Source organism: Klebsiella sp. Lac1 (assembly GCF_009825425.1).
In the GTDB taxonomy this organism is placed as follows: Bacteria; Pseudomonadota; Gammaproteobacteria; order Enterobacterales; family Enterobacteriaceae; genus Klebsiella; species Klebsiella electrica.
Window position 1 is genome coordinate 441,538 of sequence record NZ_VJZJ01000004.1, and the last position, 22,223, is coordinate 463,760.

Genomic DNA, 22,223 nt, shown 5'->3' on the forward strand with positions numbered 1-22,223 from the left:
ACTGCGCAAGAAATTGTAAAAATCGCGCAAATCACTTTTCAAGGGGGGATTTCCGCATTAAAACCTATCAATACCAGGTGATAATAGATCCTCACAACTTTTTCTCTGACCATTAATCACGGAGCGACGAATGGCAACGCATTTTGCAAGAGGGATACTCAGCACCAGGGAGCCGCTATCGACACGACTGTCCGCGGCCTGCCATCAATCCGCACAGCGCCTGCCAGAATACCGCCAGGCCCGCTATCGCGCATCACGTTCACTGCTCGCCGAACTGTTATTTATGCTGTATGGCATTAGCGAGCTCCCCGAAATCATCAGCGAAGAGAACGGCAGACCCGTTTTTCGCGATCCCCACCTGCCCCGATTTTCCATTTCCTATGCCGGAAACATTGTCGGCGTAAGCCTGACGACGGAAGGCGATTGCGGACTGGATATGGAACTTCAGCACGCCTCGCGCGGCATCCACCCGCTGCACGACGCCAACCGCGACGTATTCAGCAGCAATGAGAATTTATGGATTAACATCCAGAACGACCCTGACGAAGCCCGCGCCCAACTGGTAGCGCTGCGCCGGAGCGTGCTGAAGTTGACCTGTGAAGCCCCGGTCCATCTGCAGCTGCTCCCCGGAGCGGGTCGGCTACGGACCACCAACATACTGCCTGTAGAAGCCCTGTGCGATGCAGAAACGCTACTGGTCTGGTCGATCGCCGCTACGCCAGCCATCGGCCGGCTTAAAGTCTGGGAATACAATAGTCAGGAAGGCTGGCGTAGTCTGCCAGATGCACCGGTGCGCGCGAAGGAGTCCTCTGCCCGTCTGATGCGCTTTACCAGCCTGCCCATAGAAAAAGCACTCTCCCTCAACTGACCGGTCCGTCCGGCCACCATGATGCAAAGGAGCAATCATGTCTGATACGTTGAAAGTTGTTACGCTACTCGGAAGTCTGCGCAAGGGGTCTTTTAATGGCATGATCGCACGCACCCTGCCAGGCATTGCGCCGGCGGGCATGGAGATCGCAGCGCTGCCGTCGATTGGCGACATTCCGTTATATGACGCGGATATCCAGCAGGAAGACGGATTTCCGCAAAGCGTGCAGGATATTGCGCAACAGATTCGCGAAGCCGACGGCGTTGTTATCGTTACGCCCGAATATAACTATTCCGTTCCCGGCGGCCTGAAAAACGCGATTGACTGGTTGTCGCGCCTGCCAGAACAACCGCTGTCCGGGAAACCGGTGCTGATTCAAACCAGCTCGATGGGCGCGATTGGCGGCGCGCGCTGCCAGTATCACCTGCGTCAAATTCTGGTGTTCCTCGACGCGATGGTGATGAACAAACCTGAGTTTATGGGCGGTGTGATTCAGAACAAGGTCGATCCGCAGTCGGGAGAGGTGGTCGATCAGAGCACGCTCGATCATCTGAGCGGACAGCTGAGCGCCTTTGGCGAGTATATTCAGCGAGTGAAAGCGTAAAAAAAGCCCGGCAGCGCTGTGGACTGCCGGGCTTTTCATGATGCGCGACGCTTAGTGCGCGTCGATAAACACGATTTTCAGCACGAACAGCAGCGAGACGATAATCACGCACGGACTGAGATCGCGCAGGCGACCGGTACCTATCTTCATCACGCAGTAAGAGATAAAGCCTAACGCAATCCCTTCGGTAATCGAGAAGCTGAACGGCATCATCACGGCGGTCACAAAGGCCGGCACCGCTTCCGTCAGATCGTCCCACTTCACGCGCGACAGGCTGGATGTCATCAGCACACCCACATAGATCAGCGCACCAGCTGCGGCATACGCAGGCACCATGCCCGCCAGCGGCGACAGGAAGATAACCAGCAGGAACAGAATCCCCACCACCACCGCCGTCAGGCCGGTACGTCCGCCCACGGAAACACCGGAGGAAGATTCGATATAGGCGGTCACCGAAGAGGTGCCGATAAAGGAGCCTGCCACCGATGAGATGCTGTCGACAAACAGCGCCTGTTTCATGCGCGGGAATTTGCCTTTTTCATCGGCCAGACCGGCTTTATCGGTCACGCCGATCAAGGTTCCGGAGGAGTCGAACAGGTTGACCAGCATAAAGGAGAAGATGATCCCCGCCAGACCGAGGTTCAATGAACCGGCCAAATCCACATGGCCAATCACCGACGTAATGCTCGGCGGAGCGGAAACAATACCGGTGTAGTGAACATCGCCCAGCATCCAGCCCAGCAGCGTCGTGACGATGATGGAGACCAGCACCGCAGCATGAATATTACGCGAGGCGAGAATAGCGATAATAAAGAAGCCGAGAATCCCCAGCAGCACGCTATGGGAGGTCAGGTTGCCGATGCTCACCAGCGTGTCTTTGTTTGCGACGATCACGCCGGCATTTTTCAGCCCCATCATGCCGATAAACAGCCCGATGCCGCTGGTGATCCCCACGCGCAGGCTGACGGGAATATTGGCGATCATCCAGTAACGTACGCGGAAAATCGTCAGCAGCAGCAGACCGACGGCGCCCCAGAAGATAGCGCCCATTCCCACCTGCCACGGCAGCCCCATCGCCTGGACGACGACAAAGGCGAAGAAGGCGTTCAGCCCCATTGCCGGCGCCAGCGCAACCGGCAGGTTAGCAAACAGCCCCATCAGAATACTACCGAAGGCGGCGATCAGGCAGGTCGTCACAAAGACAGCGCTGGTATCCATACCCGCTACGCCAAGAATTTGTGGGTTAACGAAAACAATGTAGACCATTGTCAAAAAGGTGGTGAAACCTGCTATCGCTTCGGTACGTGCCGTCGTGCCGTGCTCACGTAGTTTGAATACGCGCTCCAGCAGACCCTGGCCAGAAGACTGGCTGGTTTGTTGTTGACTCATTATCGGTTTCCGAACAAAAGGAGGGAAAATTCGTCGCTATCCTATACCAAAATGCGACACCGGGGGCAGTTGTATGGTAATTTTTTTCATTGTATTTGCCTGTACGGCAACGATTGCGTCTTGTGAACAGGCAGGACGAAAACGTTAACTTGTTAAAATGGAAACGGCATGTCCCAAATAGAAGCCCTGTTTTTCGACTGCGACGGCACGCTGGTCGACAGCGAAGTGATCTGTTCGCGCGCCTATGTTCACATGTTCAAAGCATTCGGCATTACGCTGGATTTAGACGAGATCTTTAAGCGTTTCAAAGGCGTAAAGCTCTACGAGATCATCGATACCATCAACGAAGAGTACGGCGTCAATCTACAAAAACCAGAGCTCGAACCGCTCTACCGTGCCGAAGTCGCGCGCCTGTTCGATTCTGAACTGGAAGCGATTGCCGGAGCGGAAACGCTGCTGGATGCGGTCAGCGTGCCGATGTGCGTGGTCTCTAACGGCCCGGTCAGTAAAATGCAGCACTCGCTGGGAAGAACCGGCATGTTGCGCCATTTTCCCGACCGACTGTACAGCGGTTACGATATTCAGCGCTGGAAACCCGATCCGGCACTGATGTTCCATGCGGCAAAAGCGATGAACGTTAACGTCGAGAACTGCATTCTGGTGGATGATTCCAGCGCAGGCGCTCAGTCCGGGATTGAGGCGGGAATGGAAGTGTTTTACTTCTGCGCCGATCCGCACAACAAACCGATCGATCATCCCAAAGTGACGACCTTTACCGATTTAGCGCAGCTGCCCGCATTGTGGAAAGCGCGTGGCTGGAACATTACGCGATAATTGCCGGAGCCCTGGAGGCAGCTTACCGCGCCTCCGTAGCCCCGGTAAGCGTAGCGCAACCGGGGAGCCGTGGTGATTACTCTTTCGGGTCTTTACCCGCCAGCAGCTTATCCAGCTCGTCGCCGCCAACGTGACGGAAATCCTGGCCCTTCACGAAGTAGAAAATATATTCGCAAATATTCTGGCAACGATCGCCGATACGTTCGATAGAACGGGCGCAGAACAGCGCGGTCAGCACGCTTGGAATCGTACGTGAATCTTCCATCATATAGGTCATCAGTTGACGCACGATGCCCTCATATTCCTGATCCACCTTTTTATCTTCGCGATAGATACGCACGGCCTCGTCAAGATCCATGCGAGCGAAGGCATCCAGCACGTCATGCAGCATCTGCACGGTATGACGCCCCAGTGATTCCAGGCTGACCAGCAGCGGCTGGTGCTGCTGGGAGAACTTCTCCAGCGCGGTGCGGCAAATTTTATCCGCCACATCACCAATACGTTCCAGCTCGGCGATAGTCTTGATAATCGCCATGACTAAACGCAGGTCGCTGGCGGTTGGCTGACGCTTGGCGATGATGCGCACGCAGGCTTCATCAATAGCCACTTCCATCATGTTGACCTGCTTATCGCCATCAATCACGCGTTTTGCCAGAACGCTGTCCTGATTATGCATCGCCGTGATCGCATCAGACAGCTGCTGTTCCACCAGCCCACCCATGGTCAATACCTGGGTGCGGATATACTCCAGCTCTGCATTGAACTGGCCGGAAATGTGTTTGTTAAGATTTAGGTTGTCCATGGTGTCTCCTGAATGCCCAACGGGTTAGTTCCTGTGAAAGCAGAAGGGCAATCAACCGTAGCGGCCAGTAATATAATCTTCAGTTTGTTTCTTCGCGGGCTTAGTAAACAGATCGTCCGTGTTACTGAACTCAATCAGCTCGCCAAGATACATAAATGCCGTATGGTCTGAACAACGCGCAGCCTGCTGCATGTTGTGGGTAACGATAACGACGGTGTAATCCTGTTTCAGTTCGGTGATCAACTCTTCAATGCGTCCTGTGGAGATCGGGTCCAGCGCTGAACACGGCTCATCGAGTAACAGCACTTCCGGGCGAATCGCGATGCCGCGCGCGATGCACAGGCGCTGCTGCTGACCGCCGGAGAGAGAATATCCGCTCTGATGCAGTTTATCTTTGGTTTCGTTCCATAATGCGGCTTTGGTCAAGGCCCACTGCACGCGCTCGTCCATATCGGCACGCGACAGCTTTTCAAACAGACGAACGCCAAAGGCGATATTGTCATAAATCGACATCGGGAATGGCGTCGGCTTCTGGAATACCATGCCGACTTTGGCACGCAGCAGAGCGATATCCTGAGTATTGGTCAGGATGTTATCGCCATCCAGCAGGATTTCGCCTTCCGCGCGCTGCTCCGGGTAGAGCTCGAACATTTTGTTGAACGTGCGCAGCAGGGTCGATTTACCGCAGCCTGACGGGCCGATAAACGCCGTAACCTGGTTTTTGGTGATATCCAGGTTGATGTTTTTCAGGGCATGGAATTTTCCGTAGTAGAAGTTCAGATTACGAACTGAAAGTTTACCCGGGGTCGCATTCGCCATACTCATCAATCTCTTCCTCATTCGGCGCCGCATTTCGCCGCGCCGCAAAAATTAACCGTGTTTATTCTTCGCGAAAACCACGCGCGCCAGAATGTTCAGCAGCAATACGCACAGGGTGATAATCAGTACCCCGGCCCATGCCAGTTGCTGCCACTCCGCGAACGGACTCATGGCAAATTTGAAAATGGTCACCGGCAGATTGGCAATCGGCTGCATCATATCGGTGCTCCAGAACTGGTTGGAGAGCGCGGTGAACAGCAGCGGCGCCGTTTCCCCGGCGATACGTGCGATAGCCAACAGGATCCCCGTCATGATGCCGGAAACCGAGGCCTTCAGGGTGATCGCAGAAATCATTCTCCACTTCGGCGTGCCCAGCGCATAGGCCGCTTCACGCAGGCTGTCCGGCACCAGTTTCAGCATATTTTCGGTGGTACGAATCACGATAGGCACCTGCAGCAGCGCCAGGGCGATAACCCCAGCCCAGCCGGAAAAGTGCTGCATCTGCGCCACCACGATGGTGTAGACGAACAGGCCGACCACGATGGATGGCGCGGAAAGCAGGATATCGTTAATAAACCGAATCACTTCCGCCAGCACAGACTTACGCCCGTATTCCGCCAGATAAATGCCCGCCATAATACCCAGCGGCGTACCGAAAATCGTCGACCACAAGATCAACAGGCCGCTACCGGCGAGGGCATTCGCCAGACCACCGCCCGCGGTGTTCGGCGGCGGGGTCATTTCAGTGAACAACGCCAGCGACATTCCATCGAAGCCGCGCGTAATGGTGGCCATCAGGATCCACACCAGCCAGAACAGACCAAACGCCATCGTCGCCATGGAAAGCGTCAGGGCGATACGGTTCTTCAGCCGGCGTTTAGCCTGCATTTTACGGCGGGACTCCGCCAGCTCAGCGGTCGTTTGCAATTCGATCGTTGCCATTAGCGTGCCCCCTCATTCTTAGCGAGGCGCATAATCATCAATTTAGACGCTGCCAGAACAATAAAGGTGATAACGAACAGAATCAGCCCCAGCTCCATCAGCGCCGCCACGTGCAGGCCGGTTTCCGCTTCGGCAAACTCATTCGCCAGCGCGGAAGTAATACTGTTCCCCGGCATATACAGCGAAGCGCTATCCAGCTGGTAGGTGTTGCCGATAATAAAGGTTACCGCCATCGTTTCACCCAGCGCGCGCCCCAGACCGAGCATCACGCCGCCGATAACCCCGTTCCTGGTAAACGGCAGAACGATACGCCAGATGACCTCCCAGGTCGTACAGCCGATACCGTAGGCCGACTCTTTCATCATCACCGGCGTTTGTTCAAAGACATCGCGCATAACGGCGGCGATGTACGGAATAATCATGATGGCCAGAATGACGCCCGCCGCCAGAATCCCGATGCCAAATGCCGGACCGGCAAACAGCGCGCCCACAAACGGAATCGTCGATAAGATGTTGCCCACCGGTTCCTGGAAGTAGGTGGCAAAAAGCGGAGCAAAGATAAACAGGCCCCACATGCCGTAAACGATACTAGGGATAGCCGCCAGCAGTTCAATGGCGATGCCAAGAGGGCGTTTCAGCCAGGCAGGGGAGAGTTCCGTCAGGAACAGCGCGATACCAAAACTCACCGGAACGGCGATCAGTAGCGCAATAAATGAAGTGACCAGCGTCCCGTAGATAGGCACCAGCGCACCGAAAATCTCGTTGGGCGCATCCCACTCTTTGGTCCACAAAAAGGAAAAACCAAACTTCTGAATGCTTGGCCATGAAGAGATAATGAGGGAAACGATGATGCCGCCCAGCATCAATAGCACAATCAGCGCCGCCAGTTTAACCAGCACGCCGAAAATTATGTCACCCTTTTTCCCCGGAGGGTTAAATGCCGGCTTGGTTGCAGCCATAAGTTACTCTTTCTGTTTGGGCCTGGAAGCGCGCATTTTATCGAGCCTCCAGGCTAACGTAATGCTATACCCTAAATAATTCGAGTTGCAGCAAGCTTGTGAATCCCCAGGAGCATAGATTCACTATGTCACTGGGGTAAGCAAGTGCAGCCAAGGCAGCTGCGGCTCAAAGTATGGCGGGTATTTAGTACAGTGCTTTACCGCTGCTGTCTTTCACGTTGGTTTTCCATGCAGCGCGAACCTGCTGAACCACGCTTTCCGGCAGCGTTGCGTAATCCAGAGCGTTAGCTTCTTTACCGCCGTGTTTGTACGCCCAGTCGAAGAACTTCAGCACTTCAGCAGTCTGTTCTGGTTTGGTCGCAGCTTTGTGCACCAGGATAAAGGTGGTTGAGGTGATCGGCCATGCTTTCTCACCTTTCTGGTTAGTCAGATCCTGTGCGAAGGATTTGCTCCAGTCGATACCTTTAGCCGCGTTAGCGAAGTTATCTTCAGTCGGGCTGACCGGCTTGCCATCTGCGGAAAGCAGTTTGGTGTAGGCCAGGTTGTTCTGCTTAGCATAAGCGTATTCTACGTAGCCAATGGAGCCCGGCAGACGTTGAACGAAAGCGGCGATACCGTCGTTACCTTTACCGCCCAGACCGGTCGGCCAGTTTACGGTAGAACCCGCACCAACCTTAGATTTCCACTCTTCGTTCACTTTCGCCAGGTAGCTGGTGAACACGAAGGAAGTACCGGAACCATCGGCGCGACGAACCACGGCGATATTCTGAGACGGCAGCTTCATGCCCGGGTTGAGTTTAGCGATCGCTTCGTCATCCCATTTTTTAATTTTGCCGAGGTAGATATCCCCCAGGGTTTTACCGTCCAGAACCAGCTCACCCGACTTCACGCCAGGCAGGTTGATTGCCAGAACCACGCCGCCAATCACGGTCGGGAACTGGAACAGGCCTTCCTGAGCCAGTTTGTCATCGGCCAGAGGAGCATCAGAAGCACCGAAATCAACGGTGTTAGCAATAATTTGTTTTACACCACCGGAAGAGCCAATGCCCTGGTAGTTCACTTTATTGCCGGTTTCTTTCTGATAGGTATCAGCCCATTTGGCATACACCGGTGCAGGGAAAGTTGCGCCCGCGCCAGTCAGGCTTGCAGCTGCAAATGCAGAGAAAGCGCTCATCGATAAGGTCGCGGCGACAACTGTTGCGACGGTGGTACGCATAACGTTCATAATGTCTCCTGCTGGATTCGTAAATCGTTGTTTCGAGGCTATGGTGAGCAAAATAGGACAAAGAGGTGACAGTAAAATGTACGAATTATTACAGTTTTATGACACCCAAAAAGACAGCGGAGTGATGAAAATAAAAACAATATGAATCATAGCGTTACTTATTTAAGTGACCGCAGGATTGCAGAAAAATTTTCTTTTTATGACACTAAAAATCGTAGCCGAAGATGACGGTTTGTCATCAACCCTTTTCCGCCAGAGCGGTACAAAAGCGATCGCCAGAAGCAAAAAAGGGCCGCCGGATGGCAGCCCTTATACGATAGGTGTTGGCTTATTCTACGGTGACTGATTTTGCCAGGTTACGCGGCTGGTCAACGTCAGTGCCTTTAATCAGCGCAACGTGATAGGCCAGCAGCTGTAGCGGCACGGTGTAGAAGATCGGCGCAATCACCTCTTCAACATGTGGCATTTCAATAATGTGCATATTGTCGCTGCTGTTGAAACCCGCCTCGCCATCGGCAAAGACATACAGCTGGCCGCCGCGCGCGCGAACTTCTTCAATGTTGGATTTCAGCTTCTCCAGCAATTCGTTATTCGGTGCCACGACGATCACCGGCATTTCGGCGTCAATCAGGGCCAGAGGGCCGTGCTTCAGCTCACCGGCCGCGTAGGCTTCCGCGTGGATATAAGAGATCTCTTTCAGCTTCAGCGCCCCTTCCAGCGCGATCGGATACTGATCGCCACGGCCAAGGAACAGCGCATGGTGCTTATCGGAGAAGTTCTCAGCCAACGCTTCAATACGCTTATCCTGCGACAGCATCTGCTCAATACGGCTCGGCAACGCCTGCAGCCCATGCACGATATCATGCTCAACGGCGGCATCCAGACCTTTAAGACGCGCCAGTTTTGCCACCAGCAGCAGCAATACGGTCAGCTGAGTGGTAAAGGCTTTGGTCGAGGCTACGCCGATCTCAGTGCCCGCTTTGGTCATCAGCGACAAATCGGACTCGCGGACCAGAGAAGAACTCGCCACGTTACAAATAGCCAGCGATCCCAGATAGCCCAGCTCTTTTGACAGACGCAGCGCGGCCAGCGTATCCGCGGTCTCACCGGACTGGGAAAGCGTGATCATCAGGCTGTTGCGACGCACCGCCGATTTGCGATAGCGGAATTCAGAGGCGATTTCAACATCGCACGGTACGCCCGCCAACGCTTCAAACCAGTAACGAGAAACCATGCCGGAGTTATACGAGGTACCGCAGGCCACGATCTGGATGTGTTCAACCTGAGACAGCATTTCGTTAGCATGCGCGCCCAACTCGCTGAGATCCACTTCACCATGGTTGATACGCCCGGTGAGGGTGTTTTTGATAGCATTCGGCTGTTCGTAAATCTCTTTTTGCATATAGTGGCGATAAATACCTTTATCGCCCGCATCATATTGCTGGTTGGATTCGATATCCGGACGTTTTACTTCCGCGCCAGACTTATCAAAAATCACCACGGAGCGGCGGGTCACTTCGGCAATATCGCCCTCTTCGAGGAAGATAAAGCGGCGGGTCACCGGCAGCAGCGCCAGCTGATCGGAAGCAATGAAGTTTTCCCCCATTCCCAGACCGATAACCAGCGGGCTACCAGAACGCGCAGCCAGCAGAGTTCCCGGATCGCGGGCATCCATAATCACCGTGCCATAAGCACCGCGCAGCTGTGGAATAGTCCGCAGAACGGCGTCACGCAGCGTGCCGCCTTGCTTCTGCTCCCAGTTCACCAGGTGAGCAATCACCTCGGTGTCGGTCTCAGAGGCAAAGACATAGCCGCGGGACTGCAGGAGTTCACGCAGCGGCTCGTGGTTTTCGATGATACCGTTATGGACCACCACAATGTGTTCAGAAACATGCGGATGCGCGTTACCTTCAGACGGCTCACCGTGCGTTGCCCAGCGGGTATGGGCAATGCCCGTACCACCGTGTAACGGGTGCTCTTCTACCGCCTGAGCCAGCATCTGGACTTTACCGAGACGACGAACGCGGGACATATGCCCGGCGTTATCAACCACTGCCAGACCGGCAGAGTCATATCCACGGTATTCCAGACGACGTAAACCTTCGAGAAGGATTTCAGCAATATCACGCTGCGCGACTGCGCCAACAATTCCACACATAGTTAAATTTCCTGATAATGGCGTTATGCCATGCGTTGTCGCTGACCTGTATTTGCCCGCATTACGGGCGCCCCGAGCCTTGTAGAGAGTGGGGTTATTTTTATGGTCCTGCCTGCGGACGGGGACCTGTATTGATCCTCTCATCCTGGTTCGCCGGGCGGTTTCCCCCCCGGCGACAATCCAAAAATTACTTCTTCTTCACCGGACGCTGCCAGCCCTGTTTATGGACCTGCGGCACACGGCTTAAAACCAGTTCGTTGTCGGCAATATCGCGCGTGACCGTCGTACCGGCGGCAATCGTGGCGCCTTTACCCACGGTCACCGGCGCCACCAGCTGGGTGTCGGAACCGACAAACACATCGTCGCCGATGATGGTTTTAAATTTATTCGCCCCATCGTAGTTACAGGTAATGGTACCGGCGCCGATATTCACATTGTCGCCGATTTCCGCGTCGCCGAGATACGAGAGATGCCCGGCTTTCGAACCTTTACCCAGCCGCGCTTTTTTCATTTCTACGAAGTTGCCGACATGCGCGCCTTCCAGCAGTTCAGCACCTGGACGCAGGCGCGCGAACGGCCCGATGGTGCAGGCGGCCTGCAAATGAGCATCTTCCACCACCGAATACGGGCTTATCTCACAGTCATCGCCAATGGTGCTATTTTTGATCACGCAGCCGGCGCCTATCTTCACGCGCTCGCCCAGTACCACGTTTCCTTCGAGGATAACGTTAGTATCAATCTCTACATCGCGCCCATGTTTCAGGGTACCGCGGAGATCGAAACGCGCCGGATCGCGCAGCATCACGCCCGCCAGCAGCAGTTTTTCCGCCTGCTCGGCTTGATAAATGCGCTCCAGACGCGACAGCTGCAGGCGGTTGTTTACCCCTTCAACTTCGCTTAAGCGCTGCGGATGAACGGCAACGATTTCACGCCCTTCCTGATACGCCATGGCGATAATATCAGTGATGTAGTATTCGCCCTGCACATTGTTGTTCGTTAGCTTCGCCAGCCAGCGTTTTAAATCCGCCCCACCCGCGATCAAAATACCGGTGTTAATTTCCTGAATCTGACGCTGCGCATCGCTGGCATCTTTATGCTCAACGATGCCGGTAACCTGACCGTTTTCACGGGTAATGCGACCATATCCGCTCGGATCGTCCAGCTTTACCGTCAGCAGGCCAATGCCGCCCTGCGGCTTTGCCGCGCGCAGGCGTTGTAGCGTATCAACGGAAATCAGCGGAACATCGCCGTACAGCATCATGATGTCTTCATCATCATGGAAGAACGGCGCCGCCTGTTGCATGGCATGACCGGTACCGAGCTGTTCAGCTTGTAAGACCCAGTTAAGATTATCTTCATGCAGCGTCTGGCGCAGCAGATCGCCACCGTGCCCGTACACCAGATGTACGGCCGAAGCACCGAGATCTTTAGTTGCATCAATAACATGCTGCACCATTGGTTTCCCGGCCAGGGAGTGCAGCACCTTAGGAAGATCGGAATACATGCGGGTCCCTTTGCCTGCGGCAAGGATAACCACGCTCATCGCACTGTTTGACATACGCATCCTGACAACGATTAGAACGAAAAGTAAAAGCCTTTCACGTTGAAATATCTACATATTTTTCATCATGAAACGAGACGAGGATAAACCGCCCTGGCTCAACGCTATACACCATTTTATGGCGCTATTTTTCACCACTGCAAATCAGTTTATCTCCTGAAAAACCACATACGGGAGATAAATCCCTGCTATCCCACTGCTTTTCCTGTTTTTTTGACACCTGAATAAAGCAAATCAATAAAATAAAACATAGTTTCAATATTCATTAATTGTGACGCATCAAATAGAAACACCATTTCATTATTACGATAATGCTGCTCAATATTTACCCAGGAGAAAAAAATGAATAAAAAAATACCTTTGGCATTAGCCCTTTGCAGCACAATTATCGCATTACCGCTGCAGGCTGACGAGCAGCATGTCTGGCGAAGCATCGCTTTTGGTCAATCAACTGACGTGAATTTTTCCTCCAACGTGCTGCCGGAAAAGATCGGCGTTAACGACGTAACGATAGCAGGAAAAAAACTGGCTCCGCAGGATACTGCCAACCTCCAGGCCCCCGTCACGCTTGAGAGTCGGGGTGGAAAAATCGCCAACTCCCATGACGGTCTGACCTTCTTTTATACCGAACTTCCGGCCCGGCAGAATTTCATCCTGCAAGCCACGGTGACGGTGGAGCAATTTGGTCCGGAAAATAGCGCCCTTCCGGCAGCACAGGAGGGCGCAGGGCTGTTGGTTCGCGATGTTCTCGGCCAGCCGCGGCAGCAACCTTTGGTGGTTGGCTACGAAGAGTTTCCGGCGGCATCCAATATGGTCATGAACGCGATTATGACTCAGGATAAAAAAGATCGCTCGCACGTCAAACTCCAGGCTATCACCCGGGAAGGGATCACTCGCCCCTGGGGAAACCCAGGCTCGACTATCAACCGGCTGAGCTATAAAGAGAATATCGATCTTAAGCAGACACCGGACTTCCAGCTCAGACTCGAACGTACCAATGAGGGATTTGTGACATCATGGGCCCCGGTCGGCAGTGATAAGTGGGTCAGCCAAACAGTGCCTCATGCCGATCTGATAACCCAACAGGATAAAGACAGCTACTACGTTGGCTTTTTTGCCTCACGTAACGCCAGAATCACCGTCAGCCATGCATCTCTGGTGACATCCCCGGCGAATACCGTTGCTTCACAGCCCTATGTTGCCAAAACCTGGCCGGTCGTGATGCAAATCGCCTCGGGCGCAAAAAGCCAGAGCGCAGATTACGTATTGCAGGCGCGGGCCAGCGCCGATGGCGATTTCACGGTTCGTCAGGACGAGGTGACGCTTGGGATAAATAAAAAGGTCAAGGCCGGTGAGATGTTTACTCAAGCCGCGACGCTCAAAGAGAAAAGCACCTTCGAGATTGTTTTTACTCCCGCCAGCAGCCAAAAACCCATCACACAAAGCCTGACGGTTGAACGCAGCTCCCGCGTTGAAGGGAATACGCTGCATGTCTCTCCTGAAGGTCAGGCTGACGCCAAAGGGACGCTTGATTCTCCGCTCGACCTCTCCACCGCGCTCGATTTGTTGCCTCCGGGCGGAAAGATTATCTTAGCCGCCGGGGATTATCCGCAAACGGTGATTCCGCTGCCGGCCAGCGGGCTCAGAGAAAAGGTAAAAACGCTGCTGGCCGACGACAAGGCGGTTATTCATGGCCTGCTGCTGGATGCGAACTACTGGCATATCAAGGGTATCTCAATAACAGACAACAGCCTGCGCATCCAGGGCAGCCATAACCTGATCGAGAACGTCACCGCCTACAAAAACGAGGATACCGGGATCCAGATCTCCTCCCCGGACAAAACTGGTCGCCCGCTGTGGGCCAGCTACAACCGGGTCGTGAACTCAGAATCCTACGGCAATGAGGATCCCGGTAAGATTAACGCCGATGGCTTCGCTGTAAAAATGCGGGTAGGGGAAGGTAATCGCCTGCAAGGCTGCTACTCACACGACAATATCGATGACGGATTCGACCTGTTTAACAAAATCGAAGACGGCGCCAACGGTGTTGTGGTGATCGAGAATTCAATTGCCCGCAATAACACCAGTAACGGTTTTAAACTCGGTGGGGAAGGGCAGCCGGTTGCCCACGAAATACGTCACAGCATTGCCATCGGCAACCATCTTGACGGGTTCACGGATAATTTCAATCCCGGCAAGCTGGTGGTGGCCAATAACGTCGCGGTAGATAACCTGCGCTTTAACTATCTCTTCCGCCCCAGCCCTTACGGTAAGCCAGAGACTCAAGGGGTCTTCAGCAACAATCTGTCACTGCGCAGCCAGCCGGGAAAATATGATGATGCCGTGGTCGGCAATATAGCAGACAACAACTACTTTATTCGCGAGGGGAAAAGCGTTAACGCTGAGGGGAAAACCATACAGAGCGCCGATTACCAGTCCCTGACGCTGCCGGATCCGCTGCTGCGTCATGCCGATGGCAGTTTTGCCAGCGGAGATTTTCTCAACCGTAGATAGCAATATCCGGCTGAGAAAAACACAAAGGCCGCCCCCGGGCGACCTTTTTCGTTCTGCTTCACACCGCATGTGTTGTCGTTGTCGTTAGCGGTACAGCGCAAATGCAGAGCGGCTGGCGACTTAGTGATTGAAGGTACCGAAAGTGACGTTCATAGCACTGAAGAAAGCGATGATTTTGTTAAGCAGTTTCATGATGACTTCCTGGATAAAGAATGTGTTCTGGTAAATTAGTTTTGTGATACACATCACAAAAACAAGTCTACGCTTCATTTTTTAACCGATCAACAGAAATGAGACGTCAATCACAAAAAATTAAAATACCATTTTATTTTTGATGAGTTTGAAACGAAAGCATAAAAAAAGCCAGCCTGGAAACCAGACTGGCTTTTTAACTTTCAAGCCGGTGTTACATCGCTTTTTTGGTCAACTCGATAACGCGCAGTTTGGCGATCGCTTTGGCCAGTTCCGCGGACGCCTGAGCGTAATCCACGTCGCCGTGAGAGCTGTTAATGTGCTCTTCCGCTTTACGCTTCGATTCCAGGGCTCGCGCTTCGTCGAGATCCTGGCCACGAATAGCCGTATCAGCCAGAACGGTCACGCTACCAGGCTGCACTTCTAGAATGCCGCCGGACAGATAGATAAACTCTTCATGACCGTGCTGTTTAACGATGCGAATCATACCAGGCTTAATGGCGGTGAGCAGCGGTGCGTGACCCGGGTAAATCCCCAGTTCACCTTCACTACCCGTTACCTGGATTTTCTCGACCAGACCGGAGAACATTTGCTGCTCCGCGCTGACGACATCCAGGTGGTAAGTCATTGCCATATCACCCTCCGATTAAGGCGTTAAAGTTTTTTGGCTTTTTCCACGGCTTCGTCGATAGAACCGACCATGTAGAACGCCTGCTCTGGCAGGTGATCGTATTCGCCTTCCATGATGCCTTTAAAGCCACGGATGGTGTCTTTCAGGGAGACGTACTTGCCCGGAGAACCGGTAAATACTTCTGCCACGAAGAACGGCTGGGACAGGAAGCGCTGAATCTTACGCGCTCGAGCTACCACCAGTTTGTCTTCTTCAGACAGTTCATCCATACCGAGGATGGCGATGATGTCTTTCAGTTCCTGATAACGTTGCAGCAGGGACTGTACGCCACGCGCGGTGTCATAGTGTTCCTGACCAACAACCAGCGGATCCAGCTGACGGCTGGTGGAGTCCAGCGGGTCAACGGCCGGGTAGATACCCAGAGACGCGATCTGACGGCTCAGTACCACGGTTGCATCTAAGTGCGCAAAGGTGGTGGCTGGTGACGGGTCAGTCAAGTCATCCGCAGGGACGTATACGGCCTGTACGGAAGTGATAGAACCGGTTTTGGTGGAGGTGATACGTTCCTGCAGAACACCCATCTCTTCCGCCAGGGTCGGCTGATAACCTACCGCTGAAGGCATACGACCCAGCAGTGCGGATACTTCAGTACCGGCCAGGGTATAACGATAGATGTTATCGACGAACAGCAGAACGTCACGACCTTCGTCACGGAATTTCTCAGCCATGGTCAGGCCGGTCAGCGCAACGCGCAGACGGTTTCCCGGCGGCTCGTTCATCTGACCATAAACCAGGGATACTTTATCCAGAACGTTGGAGTCGGTCATTTCGTGGTAGAAGTCGTTACCCTCACGAGTACGTTCACCTACGCCCGCAAACACGGAGTAACCGGAGTGCTCGATCGCGATGTTACGGATAAGCTCCATCATGTTTACGGTTTTACCTACGCCCGCACCACCGAACAGACCCACTTTACCGCCCTTAGCGAACGGACACATCAGGTCGATAACTTTGATGCCGGTTTCCAGCAGTTCCTGAGAGCTGGACAGCTCTTCATAGGACGGAGCTGCACGGTGAATAGCCCAACGCTCTTCTTCGCCGATGTCGCCTTTCATATCGATCGGCTGACCCAGCACGTTCATGATACGGCCCAGCGTTGCTTTACCAACCGGGACTTCGATCGGGTGCTCAAGGTCTTTAACTTCCAGACCACGACGCAGACCGTCAGAAGAACCCATGGCGATAGCACGTACGATACCACCGCCGAGCTGCTGCTGAACTTCCAGCACCAGGCTCTCATTACCATTCTGTACCTCAAGAGCATCGTACACGCGCGGTACGGCATCCTGAGGGAATTCGACGTCAACCACGGCGCCGATTACCTGGACAATTTTTCCAGTAGCCATCTTGAATCCTCTACGAATTAACCTGGTTATACCGCGGATGCACCACCGACGATCTCGGTGAGTTCCTGAGTAATGCTGGCCTGACGAGCTTTGTTGTATACCAACTGCAGCTCTTTAATCAGGCTGCCGCCATTATCGGTTGCGGCTTTCATCGCCACCATACGTGCGGCCTGCTCGCTGGCCAGGTTTTCTACCACGCCCTGATAAACCTGGGACTCGACATAACGGCGCAGGAGGGTATCCAGCAGCGCTTTCGGGTCTGGCTCATACAGATAATCCCAGGATTTACGCTTCAGCTCAGCATCTTCTGATGCCGGTAACGGCAGCAGCTGAGTGATGGTCGGAGTCTGGGACATGGTATTAATAAATTTGTTGCTGACAACGTACAGCTTGTCCAGACGGCCTTCATCATAGGCCTGCAACATCACTTTTACCGGGCCGATCAGTTCGGACAGCGATGGGTTATCCCCCATGCCAGTCACCTGGGCGACAATATTGCCGCCGACGGAACTAAAGAAAGATACGCCTTTAGAGCCGATCATTGCGATGTCGCACTGAACGCCTTTATCGGACCATACTTTCATATCTGCCAGCACTTTCTTGAACAGGTTAATGTTCAAGCCGCCGCACAGACCACGGTCGGTCGACACCACCAGGTAGCCCACGCGTTTAACGTCGCGTTCTTCCAGGTACGGGTGCTTATATTCCAGATTACCGTTTGCAAGGTGACCAATCACTTTGCGCATGGTATCTGCATAAGGACGGCTGGCCGCCATGCGCTCCTGCGATTTACGCATTTTGGAAGCGGCGACCATTTCCATCGCTTTAGTGATCTTTTGCGTGTTCTGGACGCTTGCGATCTTACTACGTATCTCTTTTGCGCCGGCCATGAACTTCTCCTCAATGCCTTGCGGCCTGCCCTAAGGCAAGCCGCCAGACTTTACCAGGACTGGGTTGCTTTAAAGGAGTCGAGGATGCTTTTCAGCTTGCCTTCGATCTCGTCGTTATAGCCACCGGTCTGGTTAATCTCTTGCATCAGCGGAGCGTGGTCACGGTCAACGTAAGCGAGCAGAGCGGCTTCGAAGCTACCGATTTTCGCCAGTTCCACATCTTCGAGGTAACCGCGTTCAGCAGCAAACAGGACCAGACCCTGCTGTGCTACAGACATCGGCGCATACTGTTTCTGTTTCAGCAGCTCGGTTACTTTCTGACCATGGCTCAGCTGTTTACGGGTTGCTTCATCCAGATCGGATGCGAACTGAGAGAACGCAGCCAGTTCACGATACTGCGCCAGCGCGGTACGGATACCACCGGACAGTTTCTTGATGATCTTGGTCTGAGCAGCACCACCCACACGGGATACGGAGATACCCGGGTTAACCGCAGGACGAATACCAGAGTTAAACAGGTTGGTTTCCAGGAAGATCTGACCATCGGTAATGGAAATTACGTTGGTCGGAACGAACGCAGAAACGTCACCCGCCTGGGTTTCGATAATCGGCAGCGCGGTCAGGGAGCCGGTTTTACCTTTGACTTCACCGTTGGTGAACTTCTCTACGTATTCCGCGTTAACGCGGGATGCGCGCTCCAGCAGACGGGAGTGGAGGTAGAACACGTCGCCCGGGAATGCTTCACGTCCTGGCGGACGACGGAGCAGCAGGGAAACCTGACGGTAAGCAACAGCCTGTTTAGACAGGTCATCGTAAACGATCAGCGCATCTTCACCGCGGTCGCGGAAGTATTCGCCCATTGCGCAACCGGCATACGGTGCCAGGTATTGCAGTGCAGCAGATTCAGAAGCGGTCGCCACGACAACGATAGTGTTGGACAGCGCGCCGTGTTCTTCCAGTTTACGCACCACGTTAGAAATGGTGGACGCTTTCTGGCCGATAGCCACGTAGACGCACTTGATACCGGAATCACGTTGGTTGATGATCGCATCGATTGCCATCGCGGTTTTACCGGTCTGACGGTCACCGATGATCAGCTCACGCTGGCCACGGCCGATTGGAATCATGGCATCGACGGATTTGTAACCGGTCTGTACCGGCTGATCGACGGACTGACGTTCGATAACGCCCGGAGCGATAACTTCGATTGGCGAGAAGCCATCGTGCTCAACCGGACCTTTACCGTCGATAGGCGCACCCAGGGTGTTCACCACGCGGCCCAGCAGGCCGCGGCCAACCGGAACTTCAAGGATACGGCCAGTACATTTAACCTTCATGCCTTCGGCGAGGTCGGCGTACGGACCCATCACCACCGCACCTACGGAGTCGCGCTCCAGGTTCAGTGCGATAGCGTAACGGTTACCCGGCAGGGAAATCATCTCACCCTGCATACAATCGGCCAGGCCGTGGATGCGGATAACACCGTCACTGACGGAAACAATAGTACCTTCGTTGTGAGCTTCGCTCACCACATTGAACTGAGCAATGCGCTGCTTGATCAGTTCGCTGATTTCGGTGGAATTCAGTTGCATGCTCCAGTCCCCTTAAGACTGCAAGACGTCTGCAAGGCGATCAAGACGGCCGCGTACGCTACCATCAATGACCATATCACCCGCACGGATGATAACACCTGCCATAACAGACTTATCGATTTTGCAATTCAGCTTAACTTTGCGTGACAGACGTTTTTCCATCGCGCCGACGATCTTCTCAAGCTGTGCTTCACTCAACCGGGAGGCAGAAATAACATCTACCTCTGCGGTTGCCTCACTGGCAGCGCGCAGGTGAATGAACTGCTCAAGAACATCCGGGAGCACTTGCAGACGACCATTTTCAGCCATAACCCGAATCAGGTTCTGGCCATTTTCGTCCAGTTGCTCACCGCATACCGCAATGAACGCGTCAGAGAGCGTTTCCGGCGCCAGAGCACCGGACAGAAGCTCTGCCATTTGTTCGTTTTTCGTCACTTCAGCAGCAAACGCCAGCATATCCTGCCAGCGTTCGACACTTTTGTGTTCGACGGCAAAGTCAAAAGCTGCTTTGGCGTAGGGGCGAGCTACCGTTACAAATTCAGACATCAGCCCCTCCCTCCTTACAGTTCAGCGACAAGTTTGTCCACGATGTCGCTGTTAGCAGCTTCATCCACGGAACGTTCGATGATCTTCTCGGCGCCAGCAACAGCCAGGATTGCGACCTGCTTACGCAGCTCCTCGCGAGCACGTTTACGTTCGGCATCAATTTCAGCCTGCGCCTGTGCGACGATTTTGGTGCGTTCCTGTTCTGCTTCAGCTTTAGCTTCGTCCAGCATCTGAGCGCGACGCTTGTTCGCCTGCTCGATGATGACCTGGGCTTCCGCTTTCGCTTTTTTCAGCTGGTCGGTCGCGTTGGCCTGTGCAAGGTCCAAATCTTTCTTAGCGCGTTCTGCAGAAGCCAAACCGTCGGAAATCTCTTTCTGACGCTTTTCGATGGCAGCCATTAAAGGCGGCCATACGTACTTCATGCAGAACCATACGAAAAGAACAAACGCGATGGCCTGGCCGAGGATTGTTGCGTTCATGTTCACAGCACAATACCTCTTAAATTAACTCTGTGGCTTAGGTTTCTTTCGAACAACTTACTACGCGACAGCAAACATCACGTACAGACCCAGACCTACAGCGATCATCGGGATAGCATCCACCAGACCCATAACGATAAAGAACTGAGTACGCAGCAGAGGAATCAGATCCGGTTGACGCGCTGCGCCTTCCAGGAATTTGCCCCCGAGGATGCCGATACCGATCGCAGCACCGATCGCCGCCAGACCCATCATCACAGCGGCAGCCATGTACAGCAGATCCATATTCAGGTTTTCCATGACAGTCTCCAGTTTGTTTCAGTAAAAACGTAGTATGTTGGTAAAAATCAATGCTCTTCAGATGCCATCGACAGATAGACGATCGTCAGAACCATGAAGATGAAGGCTTGCAGCGTAATAATCAGGATGTGGAAAATGGCCCATGGCACATTCAGAACCCACTGTGACCACCACGGCAGCAGACCAGCAATCAGAATGAAAATCAGCTCACCGGCATACATGTTGCCGAACAGTCGCAGACCCAGTGAAACCGGTTTGGACAGCAGGCTTACCCCTTCAAGGATTAAGTTGACAGGAATGAACGCCCAGTGATTGAACGGCTGCAGCGTCAGTTCTTTAACGAACCCACCCACGCCTTTCATTTTGATGCTGTAGAAAAGAATCAGGATAAACACGCCAAGCGCCATCGACAGGGTGATGTTCACGTCAGCAGACGGAACCACGCGCAGTGCAGGCAGGCCGAAAATGTGTTCACCGATATAAGGAATCAGGTCGATTGGCAGCAGGTCCATCAGGTTCATCAGGAATACCCAGACAAACACGGTGAGGGCCAGCGGAGCAATCAGCTTGCTCTTGCCATGATACATGTCTTTGACGCTGCCATGGACGAAGCCGATGGTCATCTCGATAGCCGTCTGGAGTTTACCAGGAACACCGCTGGTCGCTTTTTTGGCAACGCTACGGAAAATGGTAAGGAACAACAGACCGAGCACCACTGAGAAGAACATGGAGTCAATGTTGAGCGTCCAGAAGGTGGCCGGGGGGTTGTGCGGATCCACCAGCGAGAATGTACGCAGATCAATCTGAAGGTTCTTCAGATGGTGACCTATGTAATCCTGCGGCGTCATATTTTCTGCAGCCATGATGCCTTTTACCCTTTGTTGTTAATTACAGCTGGTGCCAGAATTTGTACCACCAGCACCAAAACCCACGTCACTATCAGCGGCATGAATACCACTTTGAATACGGCCAGCGCCACCGCGAGGAGGGCAAAGGTCAGCAACACCTTAAAAGCTTCGCCGAAGGCGAAGGTCCAGGCCACACGGCCTTTAGATGGTGTATGCGCCTGATGACGCCAGGCAAAAATCATAAACAACATGTTTGGCAAAACAACCGCCAAACCTCCGCATACTGCGGAGATGCCCCAGAAGGGGTCTTTTAGGCTGCACAGCAGTCCACTTGCTATTACTGCCAGTAACTGAATAAACAGAAGCTTACGAGCAACGTTTCGACTCAAGAGCGACACAGACATCACGTTTTTACTCCTGCTCCCTTCGAGGTATGTCGCGTGTCGTATAAAACGTCCTTTAAGACGAAGAGTCAAGCATCAAAAAGCGGACAAATTATACGGTGACGCCCCGTGATTTCAAACAATAAGTAGCAAAATAGTGAATAAATGTTTAATTATTTTCCAGCAGGCAACTTTTCCTGCATTTTGCCAATCTGTGAGCCGTCATACGAAACTGCAAATACTGAGAAAACACAGAGATTAAAGCGTGCACCAGATCACAC

At 53.5% G+C, this 22,223-nt stretch carries 21 protein-coding genes; 4 read left to right on the plus strand and 17 right to left on the minus strand.

Features of this window, described 5'->3' with window-relative positions; genetic code table 11:
- Positions 1 to 130 precede the first annotated feature (130 nt).
- Together FNY10_RS24540 and FNY10_RS24545 are read left to right on the plus strand one after the other, a co-directional pair.
- On the plus strand, positions 131 to 868 hold the full coding sequence (locus tag FNY10_RS24540) for a 4'-phosphopantetheinyl transferase family protein (RefSeq protein ID WP_131050144.1): 738 nt from the start codon (positions 131 to 133) through the stop codon (positions 866 to 868).
- A gap of 37 nt (positions 869 to 905) precedes the next feature.
- Positions 906 to 1,472, plus strand: a complete 567-nt coding sequence (locus FNY10_RS24545) for an NADPH-dependent FMN reductase (protein ID WP_131050143.1) — start codon at positions 906 to 908, stop codon at positions 1,470 to 1,472.
- A gap of 51 nt (positions 1,473 to 1,523) precedes the next feature.
- Here the strand turns inward: FNY10_RS24545 and FNY10_RS24550 are convergent, their stop codons facing one another.
- Entirely contained in the window at positions 1,524 to 2,861 is a 1,338-nt protein-coding gene (locus FNY10_RS24550; RefSeq protein ID WP_100684584.1) for an NCS2 family permease, read from the minus strand.
- Positions 2,862 to 3,029: 168 nt separating this feature from the next.
- On the opposite strand from FNY10_RS24550, the gene yieH reads away from it, so the two are divergent.
- Complete coding sequence (gene yieH / locus FNY10_RS24555; protein WP_100684583.1) at positions 3,030 to 3,695, plus strand: 6-phosphogluconate phosphatase; 666 nt, start codon at positions 3,030 to 3,032, stop codon at positions 3,693 to 3,695.
- 76 nt (positions 3,696 to 3,771) lie between these two features.
- On the opposite strand, the gene phoU is transcribed toward yieH, so the two are convergent.
- The 7 genes from phoU to glmU all read right to left on the minus strand — a co-directional run bounded on the left by phoU (position 3,772) and on the right by glmU (position 12,158).
- A complete protein-coding gene (phoU, locus tag FNY10_RS24560) occupies positions 3,772 to 4,497 on the minus strand; it encodes a phosphate signaling complex protein PhoU (RefSeq protein WP_131050141.1) in 726 nt (241 codons plus the stop codon).
- Positions 4,498 to 4,548: 51 nt separating this feature from the next.
- The gene (pstB, locus tag FNY10_RS24565; RefSeq protein WP_004869200.1) at positions 4,549 to 5,322 is read right to left on the minus strand and encodes a phosphate ABC transporter ATP-binding protein PstB; all 774 of its coding nucleotides are present in this window, start codon (positions 5,320 to 5,322) and stop codon (positions 4,549 to 4,551) included.
- Between the two features lie 45 nt (positions 5,323 to 5,367).
- Complete coding sequence (gene pstA, locus FNY10_RS24570; protein WP_100684582.1) at positions 5,368 to 6,258, minus strand: phosphate ABC transporter permease PstA; 891 nt, start codon at positions 6,256 to 6,258, stop codon at positions 5,368 to 5,370.
- On the minus strand, positions 6,258 to 7,217 hold the full coding sequence (gene pstC / locus FNY10_RS24575; RefSeq protein WP_100684581.1) for a phosphate ABC transporter permease PstC: 960 nt from the start codon (positions 7,215 to 7,217) through the stop codon (positions 6,258 to 6,260). The genes pstA and pstC overlap by 1 nt, the downstream gene beginning before the upstream one ends.
- A gap of 184 nt (positions 7,218 to 7,401) precedes the next feature.
- Positions 7,402 to 8,442, minus strand: coding sequence for a phosphate ABC transporter substrate-binding protein PstS (gene pstS / locus FNY10_RS24580; RefSeq protein WP_131050140.1), 1,041 nt, complete (start codon positions 8,440 to 8,442; stop codon positions 7,402 to 7,404).
- A gap of 328 nt (positions 8,443 to 8,770) precedes the next feature.
- Positions 8,771 to 10,600 carry a glutamine--fructose-6-phosphate transaminase (isomerizing) gene (gene glmS / locus FNY10_RS24585; RefSeq protein WP_100684579.1) on the minus strand — a complete coding sequence of 610 codons (1,830 nt, stop codon included), beginning with the start codon at positions 10,598 to 10,600 and terminating at the stop codon, positions 8,771 to 8,773.
- A 187-nt stretch (positions 10,601 to 10,787) separates the two neighbouring features.
- Entirely contained in the window at positions 10,788 to 12,158 is a 1,371-nt protein-coding gene (glmU, locus tag FNY10_RS24590) for a bifunctional UDP-N-acetylglucosamine diphosphorylase/glucosamine-1-phosphate N-acetyltransferase GlmU (RefSeq protein ID WP_160704140.1), read from the minus strand.
- A 345-nt stretch (positions 12,159 to 12,503) separates the two neighbouring features.
- Here glmU and FNY10_RS24595 point away from each other — a divergent pair, with 345 nt between their 5' ends.
- On the plus strand, positions 12,504 to 14,675 hold the full coding sequence (locus tag FNY10_RS24595; protein ID WP_160704138.1) for a right-handed parallel beta-helix repeat-containing protein: 2,172 nt from the start codon (positions 12,504 to 12,506) through the stop codon (positions 14,673 to 14,675).
- A 406-nt stretch (positions 14,676 to 15,081) separates the two neighbouring features.
- On the opposite strand, the gene FNY10_RS24600 is transcribed toward FNY10_RS24595, so the two are convergent.
- From FNY10_RS24600 to atpI, 9 genes are read right to left on the minus strand one after another with little or no spacing between them, the layout of a single operon-like run.
- Positions 15,082 to 15,501 carry a F0F1 ATP synthase subunit epsilon gene (locus FNY10_RS24600; RefSeq protein ID WP_004869216.1) on the minus strand — a complete coding sequence of 140 codons (420 nt, stop codon included), beginning with the start codon at positions 15,499 to 15,501 and terminating at the stop codon, positions 15,082 to 15,084.
- Positions 15,502 to 15,521: 20 nt separating this feature from the next.
- Complete coding sequence (gene atpD / locus FNY10_RS24605; RefSeq protein WP_004869217.1) at positions 15,522 to 16,904, minus strand: F0F1 ATP synthase subunit beta; 1,383 nt, start codon at positions 16,902 to 16,904, stop codon at positions 15,522 to 15,524.
- A 26-nt stretch (positions 16,905 to 16,930) separates the two neighbouring features.
- Positions 16,931 to 17,794: a F0F1 ATP synthase subunit gamma gene (atpG, locus tag FNY10_RS24610; RefSeq protein WP_004869218.1), complete on the minus strand. Its 864-nt coding sequence runs from the start codon at positions 17,792 to 17,794 to the stop codon at positions 16,931 to 16,933.
- Between the two features lie 50 nt (positions 17,795 to 17,844).
- Positions 17,845 to 19,386, minus strand: a complete 1,542-nt coding sequence (gene atpA / locus FNY10_RS24615) for a F0F1 ATP synthase subunit alpha (protein WP_100684575.1) — start codon at positions 19,384 to 19,386, stop codon at positions 17,845 to 17,847.
- A 12-nt stretch (positions 19,387 to 19,398) separates the two neighbouring features.
- Positions 19,399 to 19,932: a F0F1 ATP synthase subunit delta gene (gene atpH, locus FNY10_RS24620; protein ID WP_100684574.1), complete on the minus strand. Its 534-nt coding sequence runs from the start codon at positions 19,930 to 19,932 to the stop codon at positions 19,399 to 19,401.
- Between the two features lie 14 nt (positions 19,933 to 19,946).
- Complete coding sequence (gene atpF / locus FNY10_RS24625; RefSeq protein WP_100684573.1) at positions 19,947 to 20,417, minus strand: F0F1 ATP synthase subunit B; 471 nt, start codon at positions 20,415 to 20,417, stop codon at positions 19,947 to 19,949.
- Between the two features lie 54 nt (positions 20,418 to 20,471).
- Positions 20,472 to 20,711, minus strand: coding sequence for a F0F1 ATP synthase subunit C (atpE, locus tag FNY10_RS24630; RefSeq protein ID WP_000429386.1), 240 nt, complete (start codon positions 20,709 to 20,711; stop codon positions 20,472 to 20,474).
- 47 nt (positions 20,712 to 20,758) lie between these two features.
- Complete coding sequence (gene atpB / locus FNY10_RS24635) at positions 20,759 to 21,574, minus strand: F0F1 ATP synthase subunit A (RefSeq protein WP_131050138.1); 816 nt, start codon at positions 21,572 to 21,574, stop codon at positions 20,759 to 20,761.
- An 8-nt stretch (positions 21,575 to 21,582) separates the two neighbouring features.
- Positions 21,583 to 21,963 (minus strand): F0F1 ATP synthase subunit I, encoded by a 381-nt coding sequence (gene atpI / locus FNY10_RS24640; RefSeq protein WP_160704136.1) that lies wholly within the window; start codon positions 21,961 to 21,963, stop codon positions 21,583 to 21,585.
- Between the last annotated feature and the right edge of the window lie 260 nt (positions 21,964 to 22,223).